Source organism: Rubrivirga marina (genome assembly GCF_002283365.1).
Classification (GTDB): Bacteria; Bacteroidota; Rhodothermia; order Rhodothermales; family Rubricoccaceae; genus Rubrivirga; species Rubrivirga marina.
The window spans coordinates 2,201,964-2,217,647 of sequence record NZ_MQWD01000001.1 but is presented as its reverse complement, the minus strand read 5'-3'; the positions used below and the strand labels follow the sequence as shown (position 1 = coordinate 2,217,647).

General features: G+C 73.5%; 12 protein-coding genes. 1 reads left to right on the top strand and 11 read right to left on the bottom strand.

Translation table 11 applies throughout. The features are described 5' to 3' along the window. Positions 1–114: 114 nt before the first annotated feature. The 8 genes from fmt to BSZ37_RS09005 all read right to left on the bottom strand — a co-directional run bounded on the left by fmt (position 115) and on the right by BSZ37_RS09005 (position 9,177). Positions 115–1,053 carry a methionyl-tRNA formyltransferase gene (gene fmt / locus BSZ37_RS09040; protein ID WP_218830455.1) on the bottom strand — a complete coding sequence of 313 codons (939 nt, stop codon included), beginning with the start codon at positions 1,051–1,053 and terminating at the stop codon, positions 115–117. Positions 1,054–1,102: 49 nt separating this feature from the next. Then, a complete protein-coding gene (locus BSZ37_RS09035; protein ID WP_143537607.1) occupies positions 1,103–1,945 on the bottom strand; it encodes a hypothetical protein in 843 nt (280 codons plus the stop codon). After that, complete coding sequence (locus BSZ37_RS09030; RefSeq protein WP_143537606.1) at positions 1,942–2,787, bottom strand: DUF4249 family protein; 846 nt, start codon at positions 2,785–2,787, stop codon at positions 1,942–1,944. The genes BSZ37_RS09035 and BSZ37_RS09030 overlap by 4 nt, the downstream gene beginning before the upstream one ends. Beyond that, positions 2,784–3,590, bottom strand: a complete 807-nt coding sequence (locus tag BSZ37_RS09025; protein WP_095510237.1) for a DUF4249 domain-containing protein — start codon at positions 3,588–3,590, stop codon at positions 2,784–2,786. Before BSZ37_RS09025 ends, BSZ37_RS09030 begins: the two co-directional genes overlap by 4 nt. Further along, a complete protein-coding gene (locus tag BSZ37_RS09020; RefSeq protein WP_095510236.1) occupies positions 3,587–5,851 on the bottom strand; it encodes a carboxypeptidase regulatory-like domain-containing protein in 2,265 nt (754 codons plus the stop codon). Before BSZ37_RS09020 ends, BSZ37_RS09025 begins: the two co-directional genes overlap by 4 nt. Beyond that, entirely contained in the window at positions 5,848–7,215 is a 1,368-nt protein-coding gene (locus tag BSZ37_RS09015; RefSeq protein ID WP_095510235.1) for a GWxTD domain-containing protein, read from the bottom strand. Before BSZ37_RS09015 ends, BSZ37_RS09020 begins: the two co-directional genes overlap by 4 nt. 176 nt (positions 7,216–7,391) lie before the next feature. Then, a complete protein-coding gene (gene ftsY / locus BSZ37_RS09010; RefSeq protein WP_095510234.1) occupies positions 7,392–8,360 on the bottom strand; it encodes a signal recognition particle-docking protein FtsY in 969 nt (322 codons plus the stop codon). Between the two features lie 157 nt (positions 8,361–8,517). Next, positions 8,518–9,177 carry a CDP-alcohol phosphatidyltransferase family protein gene (locus BSZ37_RS09005; protein WP_095510233.1) on the bottom strand — a complete coding sequence of 220 codons (660 nt, stop codon included), beginning with the start codon at positions 9,175–9,177 and terminating at the stop codon, positions 8,518–8,520. Positions 9,178–9,244: 67 nt separating this feature from the next. On the opposite strand from BSZ37_RS09005, the gene BSZ37_RS09000 reads away from it, so the two are divergent. Next, complete coding sequence (locus BSZ37_RS09000; protein ID WP_179299544.1) at positions 9,245–10,558, top strand: glycosyltransferase; 1,314 nt, start codon at positions 9,245–9,247, stop codon at positions 10,556–10,558. A 28-nt stretch (positions 10,559–10,586) separates the two neighbouring features. Here the strand turns inward: BSZ37_RS09000 and BSZ37_RS08995 are convergent, their stop codons facing one another. From BSZ37_RS08995 to BSZ37_RS08985, 3 genes are all read right to left on the bottom strand, one after another. Then, positions 10,587–11,414: a sugar ABC transporter permease gene (locus tag BSZ37_RS08995; protein ID WP_095510231.1), complete on the bottom strand. Its 828-nt coding sequence runs from the start codon at positions 11,412–11,414 to the stop codon at positions 10,587–10,589. 2 nt (positions 11,415–11,416) lie between these two features. Then, entirely contained in the window at positions 11,417–14,572 is a 3,156-nt protein-coding gene (locus BSZ37_RS08990) for an amylo-alpha-1,6-glucosidase (protein WP_095510230.1), read from the bottom strand. Between the two features lie 119 nt (positions 14,573–14,691). After that, positions 14,692–15,651: a carbohydrate ABC transporter permease gene (locus tag BSZ37_RS08985; protein WP_095510229.1), complete on the bottom strand. Its 960-nt coding sequence runs from the start codon at positions 15,649–15,651 to the stop codon at positions 14,692–14,694. Positions 15,652–15,684: the final 33 nt, after the last annotated feature.

Below are 15,684 nucleotides of genomic sequence, written 5' to 3'. Positions count from 1 at the left end.
TCATGCCGGGGCGTCGTCGGGGGGCGGCGGAACGGGCGGGCGTCGGCCGGTCGTGCGGAGGATACGCCGCCCTCCGGTCGCGGTGCCGGGCCTGGACGGGCGGTCTCGCGCGGCCTAGGCCGACGTCCCGATCGTGGCGCCATCGACGTCCGCCCCGTTCAAAAAATCGGCGGCGTCCATGCGGCGTTTCCCCTCGCGCTGGACCTCGAGGACTTCGACGGCATCCGCGCCGCAGGCGACGAGCATCCGACCGTCGTCGACCGTGACGCGGCCCGGCGGGCCGTCGAGGCGGGCCTCCTCGAACCGCGTGCGGAGGACCTTGAGCGTCTCCCCCTCCCACGTCGTCCAGGCTCCGGGGTACGGCGAGAGGGCACGGACGTGGTTGTGAACCGCCCGCGCCGGCTGTGACCAATCGAGCAGGGCGTCCTCGCGGAAGATCTTGGGCGCGGGGCTGGCGAGCGCGTCGTCCTGCGGCTCCGCCTCGGCCGTTCCGGCGGCGATCTGGCGGACCGTCTCGACCACGGCCTCGGCGCCGACCTCGGCGAGCCGGTCGTGGACGTCGCCGGCCGTGTCGTCGGGCCCGACGGTGATCCGACGGCGGAGGATCACGTTGCCCGTGTCGACGGTCCGCTGGAGGAAGAACGTCGTCACGCCGGTCTCCTCGACGCCGTCCATGAGCGCGCGCTGGATCGGGGCGGCGCCGCGGTACGCCGGCAGGAGAGAGCCGTGGAGGTTGAACGCGCCGAGGCGGGCGGCCTCGAACACGGCCGGCGGCAGGATCCGGAAGGCGACGACGGCGAGGACGTCCGGTTCGAGCGCGGCGACCTCCTCGGCGAACGCCGGGTCCTTCACCGAGGCCGGCTGGAGGACGGGCAGCCCGTGCCGCTCGGCGGCCCGCTTCACCGCCGACGCCCGGACCGTCTGCCCCCGCCCCGCCGGCTTGTCGGGCACGGTGACGACGGCGACCGGCGCGAGGCCGGCCTCCACGAGGGCGTCGAGGGAGGGCACGGCGAAGTCCGGCGTGCCCATGAACACGATGCGGGGGGCGTCCACGAGAGGCGTCAGGGAGGGGCGGCCCCAAGCTACCGACGGCGCGCGCCGGCTACGGGAAGCAGGGCTCCGGCGGCCGGGGGTCGAGCGGGAACGGGAGGAGCCCGTAGCCCGGGATGAAGCGGGCCGTCGTCGTGACGGTCCCGCCGATGAACCCGACACCGCCCTCGACCCGGTCGAGTTCGGCCGACGCGAGCGCCTCCTCGAGGGTGAGCCCCTCGACCTCGGGCCAGTCGTCGGTGGCGACGGCGACGACGATCTCGGGCGCGATCGGCTCGACGCCGGGGAAGAGGTTGATCTCCATGGCGGTCGCGTCCTCGCCAAAGAAGACCTGGGCGGTGAACGCCCCGCCGGCGCCTCGCGTGAGCGAGGCCCGCTTCGAGAACTCGTAGACCTCGCCCGCGCGGGCCGGGCCCAACAACTCGTACCGCGCCCGGACGTCCGCCAGCCGTTCGGCCCCCTCCACGATCACGAGCGTCGGGCAATTGATGAGGCCGTCGACGAGGGTGAGCGTCACGGCCTCGTCGTCCGGCATGCGAACGGTCGCGCGAGCCAGCGCCCCGTCGCTCCGCTCGGCCTCGACGCGGTACGTCATGCCCGCGCCGACGGGCTCCGTCGTCCAGAACAGGTGGGCCGGCCCGGTCTGGAAGTCGCGGACCCGTTGCGTCATGGGCACGCGTGCGCCGTCGGGCGTCACGAGCGTGACCGCCGCGTCGATGCTCCCCGAAACGGGTCCGGCGACCGTCCCGAAGGGCTCGACGCGGACCCACTGCGTGTCGGCCGAGGCGTCGAGGTAGCCGCTCATCGAGAACACGCGGTCCGACGGCGCGATGGGGTCGAGCGGCGCCTCGCACGCAGCCAACGCGAGCCCGAGGAGGAGGGCCGCGCGCCTCACGGGGTCGTGGTGCACGGGAGGAGGTTGCCGAACCCGCTCTCCAGAACGCCCGGCGTGAACGGCCGCCGCTCGGTCACCGCACCGCCCACGAACCCAACCCCGCCTTCGACGCCGAACCCCTCGATCTGGAGGACGGCCTCCAGGCTCAGGCCGGTGGGATCCGGCCAGTCCTCGGTGGCGACGGCCGCGACCACGTCCGAGGAGAGGACGCCGGCGAACGCGGGGTCGAGAAGCGGGTCGAGGCCCATCACGCGCGCGTCGTCGGCGTAGTAGACCGAGGCGGCGATGGACCCGTCGGCTTGCCGCCGGAACGTGTCGGCATGGGAGAACCGGTACTCGACGGGCACGCCCTCTTCGAGCACCACGTACCGCGACTGGACGTCGACGACGCGCTCGGCCCCGGATACCTCGACGACGGTAGGACACACCCGCGGGCCCGTCACGAGCGAGACCGAGAACGTGCCCGCGGCGGGGAGCTCCACCTCAGTCGTCGTCTCGGCCCCGTCCGGGCGGCGCGCGTCGAGGCGGTACGTCCGGCCCGGCGCGACGTCGGCCGTCGTCCAGAACAGGTGCGCCGGCCCGGAGGGGAACGACCGGACCCGTTGCTCAAGCACGACCTCCGCCCCGCCGCCCAGATCGGTCAGCGTCACGACGGCGTCGATCGGGGCCGGGTCGCCGCCGGCCGTCCGCGCGAGGGGCTCGACGCGGACCCACTGCGTGTCGGCGGACGTGTCGAGGTACCCGCTCAGCGAGAACACGCGGTCCGACGCCTCGATCGGGTCGAGCGGGACCTCGCACCCGGCCAACACGACGAGGGCGAGCAGGAGCGGCCGGCGGGTCATGGGCGCGAGCACGGCTCGATGGGAGGCACGTAAGCATACCACTCGGACACCACGCCCCCCACGAACCCGACGCCGCCCTCGATCTGGCCCTCTGCGCCGAACGTCGGCTCGAGGAGCACGCTCTCGATCGACGCGCCCGGGTGGACGGGCCACTCCGTCGCCGACACCGAGACGCGGATCTGCGAGCTCAGGATCTGACCGACGGCGAGCGCCTCGTCGGCGTCGTCGGCGTAGTAGAGCGAGACGCGCGCCGTCCCGTCGGGCGCCCGCTCGACCCGCGCCGCGTGGCTGATGCGGACGTCGGACGGCCGTCCCGCCCGGACGACCCGGAACACCGCCTGGACGTCCGCCACGTCGACGTCGCCCGAGACCGTGACGATGGCCGGGCAGCTCTGAGGCCCCGATTCGACCGAGACCACGTAGTCCGCCGTGTCCGGCGTCACGACGGTGGCCGTGGCCGCGCCCGCCTCGGTGTCGACGTGGAGGCGGTAGGACCGGCCCGGCGCGACGCCCGCCGTGGTCCAGAACAGGTGCGCCGGCCCGACGACGGTCGGCCACACGCGCTGGACGAGCGCCGCCTCGGCCCCGCTGGCGGCGTCCACGAGCGTGACCGTAATCGGGAGCGGCCGCCCACTCGTCCCGGTCGTCGCGTCGAGCCGCTCCACGCGGACCCACTGGGTGTCGGCAGAGGCGTCGAGGTAGCCGCTCAGCGAGACCACGTCGTCCGACGGGATGCGGGGGTCGAACGGGACTTCGCAGGCCGCGAGCGCGGCCGCCCCGAGCAGAACGCCGAGGCGGGTCACGGCGTCCGGAGCCGCGCCGAGACGTAGGGGATCAGCGGGAGTTGGTTCACGCGCCGCCCGCGGAAGACGTCGTAGTAGAACACGTTGTCGCGGTTGTACGTGTTGATCGCGCCGGCCCGGAGGTCAAGCGCCGCGTCGCCGACCCGCAGGTCCGTGCCGACCGACACGTCGAGCCGGTGGTACGCGGGGAGCCGCCCGTTGAACGGCCGCTCGAACACGACGCGCGGATAGCCGGGGTCGGTCGTCACTTCGGGCAGCCCGAACGGCGGGACGACCACGTCGAACCCGTACGGCCGCGTGTACGGGAGGCCGGACCCGACCTGCCAGCGCGCCCCGGCCTCGATCCGCCCGAGGTCCAGTTGAAAGGCCACCTGGAGCTGGTGGCGCCGGTCGTGGGCCGGGTTGTAGCGGTCGTAGGACCGGCCGCCTCGGACGAGAAAGGGGCCGTCCACCGCCCGGTACTCCGTCACGCCATAGGCGTACGAGACGTAGGTGTAGGCCGGCCCGCGCTGCCATTCGACGCGGGCGTCGGCGCCGACCGACGTCGAGCGGGCCTCGACCGGGAGGACCGTGAACTGTGTCCGCGCGCTCCAGATCGGGATCGGCAGCCCGTCGATCCGCCGCGCATAGCCCTCGATGCCGACGCGGAGACCGCGACTCAGGGGCACCGTGGCGCCGGCGAGGGCGTGGAGCGCCGTCTGTTCGTCGAACCCCGGGGGCGGGCCGGTCCACGCGATGAACGGCGAGGCCGCGTCGCGCTCGTCGGTCAGCCCCACGAGCGACTGGCGGTAGAGGCCGGCGGCGGCCGAGAGCTCCGGCCCCCGCGGCCCGGCCGGCAGGAGCGACGCCCGAATGCGCGGCTCGAGGCCGAACGACTCCGAGTACGGCTTCATCACCAGCGCCACGCCGGGCGACACCGTGAGCGGGCCCAGAGGGACCTCGAGGCCGACATGGGCCGCTCCGCCGAGCAGGAAGTCGCCTTCCTCACGCGCCGTCGCGTCGTCGCCGAACCGGTAGCGCGTGACGATCATCGAGCCCCGTGCGCCGAACTGGAGACGCGCCCAGCCCAGCGAGCGCGAAAGGTCCGCCGAGAACCGGCCCTCCGTGAGGCGCGACGCCCGCTCGCGGCCGTCCGACCGGAGGAACTCCGTGGCCGGGCCGATCCCGCTGTCGAGGTGGCTCACGCTGGCGGCGATGTCGATCCGCCCGTCGAGCCCCGACGGGGCCGAGATGCACCGGCCGCCGACGACGAGGTTCGTCCACTCGAAGGCGTCCTCCGACTCGCGGTCGAGGCGGCCGCGGTCGTACGTCCCGAGCGCGTGGGCCGAGCACCGCGACGCCGCCGACGCCGTCGACACCTTCACGAGCCCGTCCATGAACCGGAGCGGGACGTCGACCCCGACGGCCTCGGCGAGCGGCTCGACCACGGACGTCCGCGCCGAGGCGATCCACGACGACGTCCCCTTGACGAGCGGCCCCTCGCCCTGCGCCGTGACGACGAACGGGCCGACCGTCCCCGCCGCCTGGAGTTTCTCGGTGCTCCCCTCTCGGAGCGTCACGTCGAGCACCGACGACACGCGCCCGGTGTACTTCTGCCCGTAGCCGCCGGCATAAAAATCGGCCGCGCCCACGAGGTCCTCGGGGAACGCCGAGAAGAACCCGATGGCGTGGAACGGCTGGAACACGGGCGCGCCGTCGACGAGGACGAGATTCTGGGCCGGCGTCCCACCGCGGACGAACAGCCCGCCGCCGCGGTCGCCGACGGTCACGACGCCGGGCAACGACTGGAGGTAGACGGCGAGGTCGCCCGCGACGTCAGGCGACGGGATCCGGCCGAGGTCGGCCGGGCGGATCTTCTGGAGGCCGCCCGAGACGTCGGCCGCCCCGCCGTCGGCCTGGACGACGACCTCGTCGAGCGCGCCGGCCGGCTCGAGCTCCGGGCTCCACGTCGTCGGCCCGTCGGCCACCTCCAGCGTGTCGAAGGCCGCGGCGTAGCCGACGTAGGTCGCGCGGACGGCGTAGCGGCCGGGGTCGAGCCCGCCGACCTCGTAGAACCCCTGCGCGTCGGCGACGGCCCCGCGGAGCGTCCCGGCAGGGGCGCCCGCCTCGACGCGCTGGAGCGCCACGTTGGCCCCGGCGAGCGGCCCGCGCCCCGAGGCCGTCACGAACCCCCTCACCGACTGCCCCCAAACGGGAGCCGCGCCGACGACGAGCGTCGCCAGCGCGGCCAAGAGAAGTCGTCGCCCCGGGCGTGGGATCACATTCGCGTCCGGTCGTCCCAGTGCGGGATCAGGAGACGGAAGTCGCCCATCCCCGTCTCGTCGACGAAGATGAACCGGCGGCCCTGGCCGTAGTAGTTCCAGATCTGGTACGGCTGGGTCCCGTAGTTGAACGGGTGGTCCTCGACGTAGTCCGGCTCGCCGAAGCGGATGAAGATCTCGCCGCGGTCCGTGTTCCAGCCGCGGTCGTGGAAGCGGCTGTAGCGCTCGTTGGCGTAGGCCACGCGGAAGTAGTACTCCTCCATCCGCTCGTTCCGGGCGGTGCCAGGCGAGGGGTCGCGGCGGTCCCAGAAGGTGAGGAACAGGCGGCGCTGCTCCTCGGGCGTCGGCGCGTTGCGGATGGCGCGGAGCTCGTCGTCCTTGGCCACGTAGCGGAGCTGGGCGATGGCCTGGTCGAGGTCGGCGATCTGGCTGTCGAGGCCCATCCAGCGGACGGCGAACCGCTTGTCGACGGAGGCGATCTCCTGGCCCTCGGGCGTCGCGAGGCGGACGGTGAGCGTGTAGTCGCCGACCTGGAGCGCCTCGGTCTCGATACGGAAGGCCGCGGGCGTCCGCCCGGGCTCGAGCTCGAGCGTCTCGGTCACGGCGACGGGCGTGCCGAGGTCGGCCTGCTGGCGCGGCGCGAGCCCGAGGAGCGCGCCGAACGTCGGCCGCTCGCGGACCCGGCTCTGCTCGGTCACGACGTAGGTGACCTCGAGGTCGGTCGGCGCGGGCGCGTAGAGCTCGTAGGACACCCAGAAGACCTCGTCCTCGGTCGAGACCGTGGCCCCGACGATCGGCGTGGCCGTCCCGGCGGCGGGGTCGTAGGCGCGGAGGAGGAGCGGGTCGGAGATCGCGACGTCGGCCCCGCTCACGTCGCGGACCACGTGGGCCACCTCGCGGCTCAGCGACCGGCCGCTGGCGCCGTCCTCGACGGCCACCTCGACGAGGTAGCGGCCCGGCGCGACGGCGAGCGACTGGACGGCCCGGTCCTCGCGCTCGCCGTCCTGCGTCGCCTCGTACTCGGCGACGGCCACCTCGCGCTCGAACGTACGGCTCACGACGAGGCCCTGCTGCTCGCCGTCGGCGTCGAGCGCGTAGAGCCCGACGGTCACGGCGTAGCTCGCCTCGAACCCGCCCGCGCGGGCGAGGAACCGGAGGCTCGTATTGGGGACGGCCGTGTAGACGTCGACGCGGGCCTGGGCGGCGTCGGCGTCGCCCCGCTGGGTCACGACCTCGACGTCGAAGGCAGGCGTGTAGGCGGCCTGGGCGAGGGCCGGCGCGGCGACGCAGAACGCCGCGACGAGGGTCAGGAGGACGGCCCGGGCGCCCCGGAGACCGGAGCGGAAGGAGTAGCGAGCGCGCATAGGCTCGACAAGTGCGGGGAAGGGATGGGCGGCTGGCATGGTACCATCGTCGAAGATGCGGCGCGCGGGAGCGCTTTCACAAGCGCGTTTCGCGAACCGTCCGCAGCGGGCGCCGAACCGTCGTCGGCCCGTGCCCAGCGGAGTGGGCCGGCGTCGGGGTCCGAGGAGGCCGCCCGTTAGGCCGCCGCGGCGTCTCCGAAGAGGGCCGCGACGAACGCTGCGCGGTCGAAGACCTGGAGGTCCCCGATCCCCTCGCCGACGCCGATGTACTTAACGGGTATCTGGAACTCGTTGGAAATGCCAATCACGATGCCCCCCTTGGCCGTCCCGTCGAGCTTCGTCAGCACGAGGCCGGTGACCTCGACGGACTGGGTAAAGGCCTCGGCCTGGCGCATCGCGTTCTGGCCGGTGCTCGCGTCGAGCACGAGGAGCACCTCGTGCGGGGCCCCGGGCACCTGGCGGTCCATGACCCGGCGGACCTTCGCGAGCTCGTCCATCAACCCGACCTGGTTGTGGAGCCGGCCGGCCGTGTCGATGAGGACGACGTCGGCGCCGCGCGACTTCGCCGCCGCGAGCGTGTCGAAGGCGACGGCCGCGGGGTCGGCGCCCTGGTACTGCTTGATGATCTCGACGCCGGCCCGCTGAGCCCACACGTCAAGTTGCTCGGTGGCCGCGGCCCGGAACGTGTCGGCCGCGCCGAGGAGCACCTTCTTGCCGGCCTCCTTGTAGTGGTGGGCGATCTTGCCGATCGACGTCGTCTTCCCGACGCCGTTGACGCCGACGACCATCACGACGTGCGGCTGGTTCGGGAGTGGCGCGTCGAAATCGGCCGGGCGCTCCGGCGCGTGCGAGAGCAGGAGCTCGGCGATCTCGGCCCGCATGAGGCCCTGGAGCTCCTTCGTCGAGACGTACTTGTCCTCGGCCACACGCGCCTCGATCCGGCGGATGATCTCGACCGTGGTGTTGACGCCGACGTCGGACGTCACGAGGACCTCCTCGAGGTCGTCGAGGACCTCGTCGTCGACGGTGTCCTTGCCGGCGACGGCGCGGCTGAGCTTGTCGAACAGGCCGGTCCGGGTCTTCTCGAGGCCGGCCTCGAGCGACTCCTGCTTCTCTTTGCTGCGTCCAAACCCGAACAGGGCCATGGGAAATGCGGGTGGGTGCGTGTGTCGTTGGGGCGATACCGGCCCGGCGGACGGGCGGATCCGGCCGGGAAGAAAAGAGGAGACGAGGAATCGGCGCACGGAGGTTCAGCGAGTCCGCCCGCCTCGGCCCGGCGTCGGAGCGGGCCGCCGAGGCGGACTACCGCCCCTCGTCCTCCGCCCGCACGACGCGGTGCTCGGGGCGAAGCGTGTTGCCGTCGGGCTCCAGCGCGGCGGGCCCGTGGCGCATGATGGCCGCGAACCGGACACCGTACTTGACGATGGAGTAGGCCATGACGCCGGCCGTCAGCCCGATGAGCGCCTCCATCACGGCGGGCGCCGCCCTGAACAGGGCGGCCACGACGGTGACGGCGAGCGCGGTCACGGCCACCTTCCCGCTCCACAGCGACGACGTGAACCGGCCGAGGCGGCGCGTCTGGACGAGCCCCCCCAATGCGAGGAGAGCGTCGCGCGAGATGGCGAGGGCCACGAACCACAGCGGGAGGCTCGGCCCGGCCTCGGGCGGCCGAAGCAGGAGCGCGAGCGTGACCGCCGCCGCCGCCAGCTTGTCGGCCGTCGCGTCGAGGACCTTCCCCCACTCGCTGACCGTGTTGCTCCACCGCGCCACGCGTCCGTCGAACCAGTCGGTCGCGATCGCCAGCCCGATGAGCGCGAACATCGGCCCGATGGGGCCGCCGCGGTAGACGAGCCACGCGATCGGCAGCACGAGGACCGCCCGCGAGAAGCTCAGCCCGTTGGCCACCGTCCAGAACGACCCCATGTCGGGGAAGCCGGGGGGACGGACGGGAGGCGTGGGCATGGACGGGGCGGCGGGACGCGCAAGATACCGGGCGGGCCGATCTTCCCGGCCCCCTCCCCCCCCGCCCGTGCTGGCCTCGTCGACTCTTTGGCTGTTCGTCCTCGTCGCCGCGTTCGTCGCCCAGTGCGTCGGGTGGGCGTGGGTCGGCGCCGGGATCCGGCGGGCCCGGGAGGCGGCGGGCGTCACGCCCGAGCCGGACCCGGTCCTCGCCGCTCTCGCGGCGCGCTACCAGCGTGGGGGGCCGGGGACCGAAGATCGCGGTGAGGGCCTCCCCGCCGAGGCCGCCCGCCTCGACGCCGAGGCGGAGGAGGTCGAGGCCGTGCCGGCCCTGCCGATCAGCGTCGTCGTGGCGGCGCGCGACGAGGCCGAGCGCCTCCCGGTGCTCCTCGACGCGCTCGCCGCCCAGACCCACCGGCCGTTCGAGGTCGTCGTCGTGGACGACCGGTCGACCGACCGGACGGCCCCACTCGTGGCGTGGCGGGCGCAGGACTTCCCGGTCCCGCTCCGCCTCGTCCAGGTGGCCGACGGCGAGCCCGAGGCGGCCGGGCTCCCGCCCAAGAAGCACGCGATCGAACGGGGGGCGGCCGCCGCGACCCACGACCGCCTCGCCTTCACCGACGCCGACGGGCGCCCCGGCCCCGACTGGCTCGCGACGATCACGCGCTTCGCCACCGCCGAGTCCGCCCACCCCGGCGCCGAGGCGGAGGAGGCCGGCGCGGAAACAAGTGACGACGGCGCGGTCCTCGTCGGGTACGGGCCGCTCGTACGCGAGGCGGGGGTTCTCAACCGGTTCGCCCGCTACGAGACGGTCCAGACGGCGGCCCTCGCCGCGGCCGGCGTCGGGTGGGGACGGCCGTGGCACGCCGTCGGCCGCAACCTCTCGTATCCGAAGGGGCTGCTGGAGCGGCTCGGCGGGTTCGAGCACTCGGCCCGCTCGCTCTCCGGCGACGACGACCTGTTGGTCCAGGAGGCCGCCCGGCGCGGCGCGGCGCCCGTCCGCTACGTGTGGAGCCCGCGAGCCGCGGTCCCCTCCCCTGCCCCGCCGGACTGGGCGACGTTCTGGCGCCAGAAGCGTCGGCACGCGAGCGCGGGGTCCCACTACCCGGCCGGCGTCCTCCTCGGGCTCGGCCTGTTCCACACGGCCAACTACGCGCTGTGGCTCGGCGCCCCGCTCCTCCACCTCGCCACCGGCGTGCCCTACGGCTGGGGCCTCCTCGCCGCCAAGCTCCTCCTCCAGCGGACCGTGGTCAACGACGTGCTCGACGGCCTCGGCGACGAGCCCGACCTCCGCCTCTGGCAGCCCGTCCTCGACGGGCTCTCCGCGTTCTACCACGCGGCGTTCGCCGTGCTCGGCGTCCTGCCGGCGCCGAAACGCTGGTAGGCCCGCCTCGGCGTCGAGGTCGGAGGAGTCAGCCCTTGACGGCGCCGAGTGTGAGGCCGGAGATGAGGTACCGGCTCAGGACCAGGAACAGCGCGATCACCGGGAGCGACACGAGCAGCGACCCGGCCGCGTAGAGCCCCCACTGCGACGACATCGACCCCTGGAAGAGCTTGAGCCCGACCGGCATCGTGAACATCTCGACGTCCTGCAGGACCACCGCGGCCACGACGTACTCGTTCCACGCGCTCATGAACGAGAACAGCGCCGTGATCACGAGCGCCGGCGCCGCGAGGGGCAGGATCACCTTGTAGAACGCCTGCCACGGCGAGGCCCCGTCAATCCGCGCGGCCTCCTCCAGCGACGCCGGGATCGTGTCGTAGTACCCCTTCATCTGCCACACGCAGAAGGGCAGCGCCGTCGCCGAGTAGATGACGACGATGCCGATGTAGGAGTTGATCAGCCCGAGCTCGATGAGGACGATGTAGAGCGGGAGCAGGAGCATCGTCGCCGGGAACATCTGGGTCACGAGGATGCCGCTGAGGGCCGCCTTCCGGCCCTTAAAGCGGTGTCGGCTGAGCGCGTACCCGGCCGTGCTCGCCAGCGCCACGCCCGTGATCGTGACGACGCCGGCCACCAAGAGGCTGTTGCCGAGCCACTGCAGGAACGGCGTCTCCGTGAGGAGCTGACGGTAGTTGTCGAGCGTCGCGCCGTCTGGGATGACCGCGAGCGACCGCGAGAGGAGCTGGTCGCTCGGGCGGAGCGAGATCGTCAGGATCCGCGAGATCGGGAAGACCGCGATGAAGACGAACAGGGCCAGGATCGCGTACGAGCCGACGCGGGACAGGATGGTCTTCATGGTCAGCGGGTCCGGCCTACGACGACGTCGTAGACGTTGGGCGAACGGGTGTCGACGCGGCCCCCGCCGGTCTCCTCGGAGGCCTCGCGCTCGACCCGCCGGAAGCTCCCGACGCCGCCGTCGGGCTCGAGCGCGCCGACGAGCATCGTCACGCGCGAGCGCCCCAGCGACGGGACGACGAACGTCGGGAGGGCGAACTGGAGCGAGCCCGTCTCGGGATCGAAGACGGTGCCGGAGCCGAGCCGGCCGACCTCGCGGCCGGCCGCGTCGAGCGCCATCAGGCCGTCGCCGACGAAGATCACGTACTCGTAGCCGCCCTCCTCGGGGAAGTCGTAGTCGGCGCCCCGGCCGACGGTGCGCGCCCCGCCCTCCTCCAGGTCGATGGCGAAGGCGACGATCGTCTGGCCGGGGTCGGCGAGGCCGACGAACTCGGCGCGGAAGTACGTCGTCGAGTCGTCCCGGGCGACTTCCATGTACGTCGCGTCGAGGACGCCGGGCTCGACGCCCTCGGGATAGGTGAAGGTGCTCGTCGCGCCCCAGTCGTCGCCCTGCGGGTCGGTCTGGGTGAGCGAGACCGACGCCGACGGGTTGTCACGGAGGATCTGGTTGTCGCCGAGCGCGCGCTGGTTCTCGACGGCCCGCATCACCGGGTACTCGTCGCGGAGCTCGGGCTCGGCGAAGGCGAAGCCCTCCCACACGCTGGCCGTGCTCGCCACCGCCGACGAGGGCGCCTCCTCGCCGTCCACGGTCGCGCCGCCGCTCGTGACGGACACGGTGAACGACTCGCGCGGCGTCACCAGCGTGTCGCCCTGCACCGTCGCGAGCGGCATGGCCACGCGCCGGCCCCCGCCCTCCAGCAGGAGGGTCGCGCCTTCCGGCAGGTCCCCGGACGGCTCGACCTGCGCCTCGACGCCGTCGACGCCGGACGCCAGCCGGAGGGCCACCGCGCCGCCGCCGAGGCGGAGGCGGACGGTCGTCGCCCCCCACGCCTCGGGGAGCCGCGGCGCGAGCGCGAGCGTGTCGGCACTGACGTAGCGCACGCCGACGAGGCCCTCGATCGTCCCCTCGATGAAGCCGGCGAGGCTCCACGGGTTGACCGGCGCCCCGCCCACCTCGGGCGGCGCCTCGGCCGAGCGGGGGTGGCCGGCGACGAGCTCCGGGATCGCGCCGACGGCGCCCGCGTCGAGCAGGAGCTCGGCCTGCGACTGGACGAGCTCGGCGGCCGGCGCCGCCCCGCCCGTCTCGGCCATCAGCGTGGCGACCGGGCCCGCCAGCCAGGTCCACACCGCCCCGTTCGTCCGGGCCGACTCGGGCGTGTAGAACTCGGGCGCATTCAGGAAGGGGTGGAACGTCGAGTCGGTCTGGGCGAGCGAGGCGACGCCGTACCGGAAGACGAGGCGCTCGGCGAGCGCGCGGGCGTACCGGGCGCGGGCCTCGGCCGGGAGCCCGTCGAGCTCGGCGAGGGCCAGCAGCCCGCCGGGGCGGAGGTCCGCTGAAGCCCCGCGGACGTCCACCCGGTCCGCTACGAGGCCGTCGCGGACGAACCGCCGGTCGAAGTCGCGCACCAGCACCGCCGCCGTGTCGGCGTACCAGGTGGCCGACGACCGCTGCGAGACGCCCATGATGCGGGCGAACTGGGTGGCGGTGCGGAGCGACCGATAGAGCGCGCCCTGCCCCTCGGCGACGGCGCCGCGCCGCTCGATGCCGCCGCGCTCGGGGTCGCCCTCGAGCCACGTCCCGCGCCGGCCCTTCGCCACGAGGAAGCCGAGCGAGTCCATCGCCGAGCCGTTGCGGGTGTCGGGCTCGTAGATGCCGCGGAGCGCGAAGACCGTCTTGAACCAGAAGTTCGGGCCGCCCGAGACGAGCGACCGGTCGCCCGTCGTGCGGACGTAGTCGCCGGCGGCGGCGAGGAACAGCGGCGTCCCGTCGGCCGTGGCGAACACGTCGTCCTCGTCGTCGCCGAGGCGGACGAGGTCGGGCGCGCGGCCGAGCAGGTCGAACCGGCGGTCGAACACCTGCGCGTCGCCGTACGTGGTGAGGAATGCGCGGGCGGTCTCCCACTGCCCCGTGTCGAGGAAGGCGCCGACGAGCCGGGCGGCCGTCGGGTACGTCGCGGGCTCGGCGCCGGGCAGCCCGGGCAGGACCGACACGCGCGCCGAGTCGCGCACGACGAGCGAGCTGAGCGTGGCGGCGGCCCAGCGGAAGGCCGTGTCCATCGTCTCGTCCTCCGTGTCGAACACGACGGCCTCGACGACCTCGGCGAGCCGCTCGCTCCGCGCCCGCCGTCGGGCGTCCCCCGTGCGGAGGACGAGCCGGGCCGCCTCGGCGGCGGCCTCGGCCGTGGCGCCGGTCGCGATGGCGAGCGCGCCGGGCGTCCGGAGGGTGATCTCCCCGAGCCGGAACGCCTGGTCGCGGCCTTCGGGCACGTCGGCCGCGGCGCTCGTGGAGCGGACCTCGCCGTCGTCCGACGCGACGGCCGTCCAGATGGCACCGGTGGGGACGGTGGCCGTGTCGGTCGGGATGGCGCCCGCCGCGGCGAAGGCGAGCGCGCCCCCGACATCCTGGATCCGGTACTCGCCGGCCGCGCGGAGCTCGCTCCGGACCGGCCGGAAGCCGACGACGCCGACGGAGTCCGCGACCTCCACCAAGAGCGCGGCCTGCCCGTCGCCGGTCCCGTCGAGCAGCGTGACGCGCTCGCTGAGACGCGCCGGCCGGTCGCCCTGGATCTGCGAGAGCACGCGGGCGACGAGCCCCGACGTGTCGCGCTGCATGTAGGAGCGGACGGCGACGTCGGGCCGGGCGATGCCGCGGATCCGGTCGGCTGGCCCGAGGGCGACCGAGTCGGCGTCGGACCACCAGCGCCACGAGTGGAGGGCGGTCCGCTCGCCGACCGTCAGGCCCATGGCCGGGTCGCGGCCGGGCGCGGCGAGCGCGTCGTACCACGCGGCGCCGGCCGCGTCGGCCTGGAACGTCGAGCGGACGGCCCCGAGGGAGTCGCCCTCCGCTGGTGCCTCGACCTCGACGGCCAGCGCCACGAGCGCCTCCGGCCCCTCGGTCGCGAGCTGCGACTCCGCCGGCTCCTCCCCGCACGCGCCGAGGCCGACCGCCAGCAGGAGCGCCGCGAGAACGGGGCGCCACGGGCGACGGGAGGGCTGCATCGGGAGGACGGGAAGAGCGAAGCCGTGGTGGGACACGCGGGGGGGAGCCCAGGCGACGGAGTCCGTGTACTAGCGCCTCGCCCCCTCCGCCTCGGCGCCGAGGCGGAGGGGGCGAGGCGCTAGTACACGGACTCCGTCGCCTGGGTCCGGTTCAGGAACACCTGCGTAAAGACGAACAGCACGGCGAAGATGACCATCGACAGCGCCGCCGCCCACCCGAATCGGTACATCGAGAACGCGGCCTCGTAGACGTAGCTGACCAAGATGTGCGTCTGGTCGTTCGGCTCGCCGCCGTTCGAGACGAGCCAGACCACGTTGATGTTGTTGAACGTCCAGATCGTCCCGAGCGTGATGGCCGGCACCATGACCGGCTTGAGCAGCGGCGCCGTGATCGTGCGGAACTGGGTCCAGGCGCTGGCCCCATCGACCTCGGCGGCCTCGTAGAGCTCCTTCGGGATCGACTGGAGCCCGCCGAGCGCGATCACCATCATGAACGGGAAGCCGAGCCACACGTTCGTGATGATGGCCGCGACGAAGGCCGTGACGGGGTCCGAGAGCCATGAGATCGCGCTCCCGCCGAGCCCCTCGATGAGGAGGTTCACCGCGCCGAACTCGAAGTTGAACTCGCCGCGCCACGTCAGCGCCGTGATGTACTGGGGCACGGCCCACGGGATGATGAGGAGCACCCGCCACGCGCTCTTCCCCTTGATGAACGACTGATGCAGGAGCACCGCCAGCAGCACGCCCAGCCCGACGTGGAACGCCACGCACACGACGGTCCAGATGACGGTCTTCAAGAACACGCTCCAGAACGCCGGCTCCCGGAACACGGCCGCGTACTGGTCGAGCCCGATGAGCTCCCAGTCGCGCAGCGTGTAGATGTTCATGTTGCTGAACGAGATCGCCACGTTGTAGACGAACGGGAAGGCGACCACGGCCAGCACGATGACGGCCGTCGGGCCGAGGAGGGCGGCCAGGAACCACCGGCGGCGGCCGGCCTCGCTCAGCCCCGTCCGCTGGGGCGCCGAGGCGAGGGTGGCCGCCTCGACTCCCATCGCGTCGTTCGGGGCGTTCAGCATGTGGGGACTGGGGACGATGGGGACTGGGGGACT

What these genes read in the sequence shown, in the direction of transcription:
- BSZ37_RS09030 (WP_143537606.1), bottom strand. Translation starts at nt 2,787, where the DNA reads ATGACCCGCCGGCCGCTCCTGCTCGCCCTCGTCGTGTTGGCCGGGTGC.
- BSZ37_RS09015 (WP_095510235.1), bottom strand. Translation starts at nt 7,215, where the DNA reads ATGCGCGCTCGCTACTCCTTCCGCTCCGGTCTCCGGGGCGCCCGGGCC.
- ftsY (WP_095510234.1), bottom strand. Translation starts at nt 8,360, where the DNA reads ATGGCCCTGTTCGGGTTTGGACGCAGCAAAGAGAAGCAGGAGTCGCTC.
- BSZ37_RS09005 (WP_095510233.1), bottom strand. Translation starts at nt 9,177, where the DNA reads ATGCCCACGCCTCCCGTCCGTCCCCCCGGCTTCCCCGACATGGGGTCG.
- BSZ37_RS08995 (WP_095510231.1), bottom strand. Translation starts at nt 11,414, where the DNA reads ATGAAGACCATCCTGTCCCGCGTCGGCTCGTACGCGATCCTGGCCCTG.
- BSZ37_RS08990 (WP_095510230.1), bottom strand. Translation starts at nt 14,572, where the DNA reads ATGCAGCCCTCCCGTCGCCCGTGGCGCCCCGTTCTCGCGGCGCTCCTG.
- BSZ37_RS08985 (WP_095510229.1), bottom strand. Translation starts at nt 15,651, where the DNA reads ATGCTGAACGCCCCGAACGACGCGATGGGAGTCGAGGCGGCCACCCTC.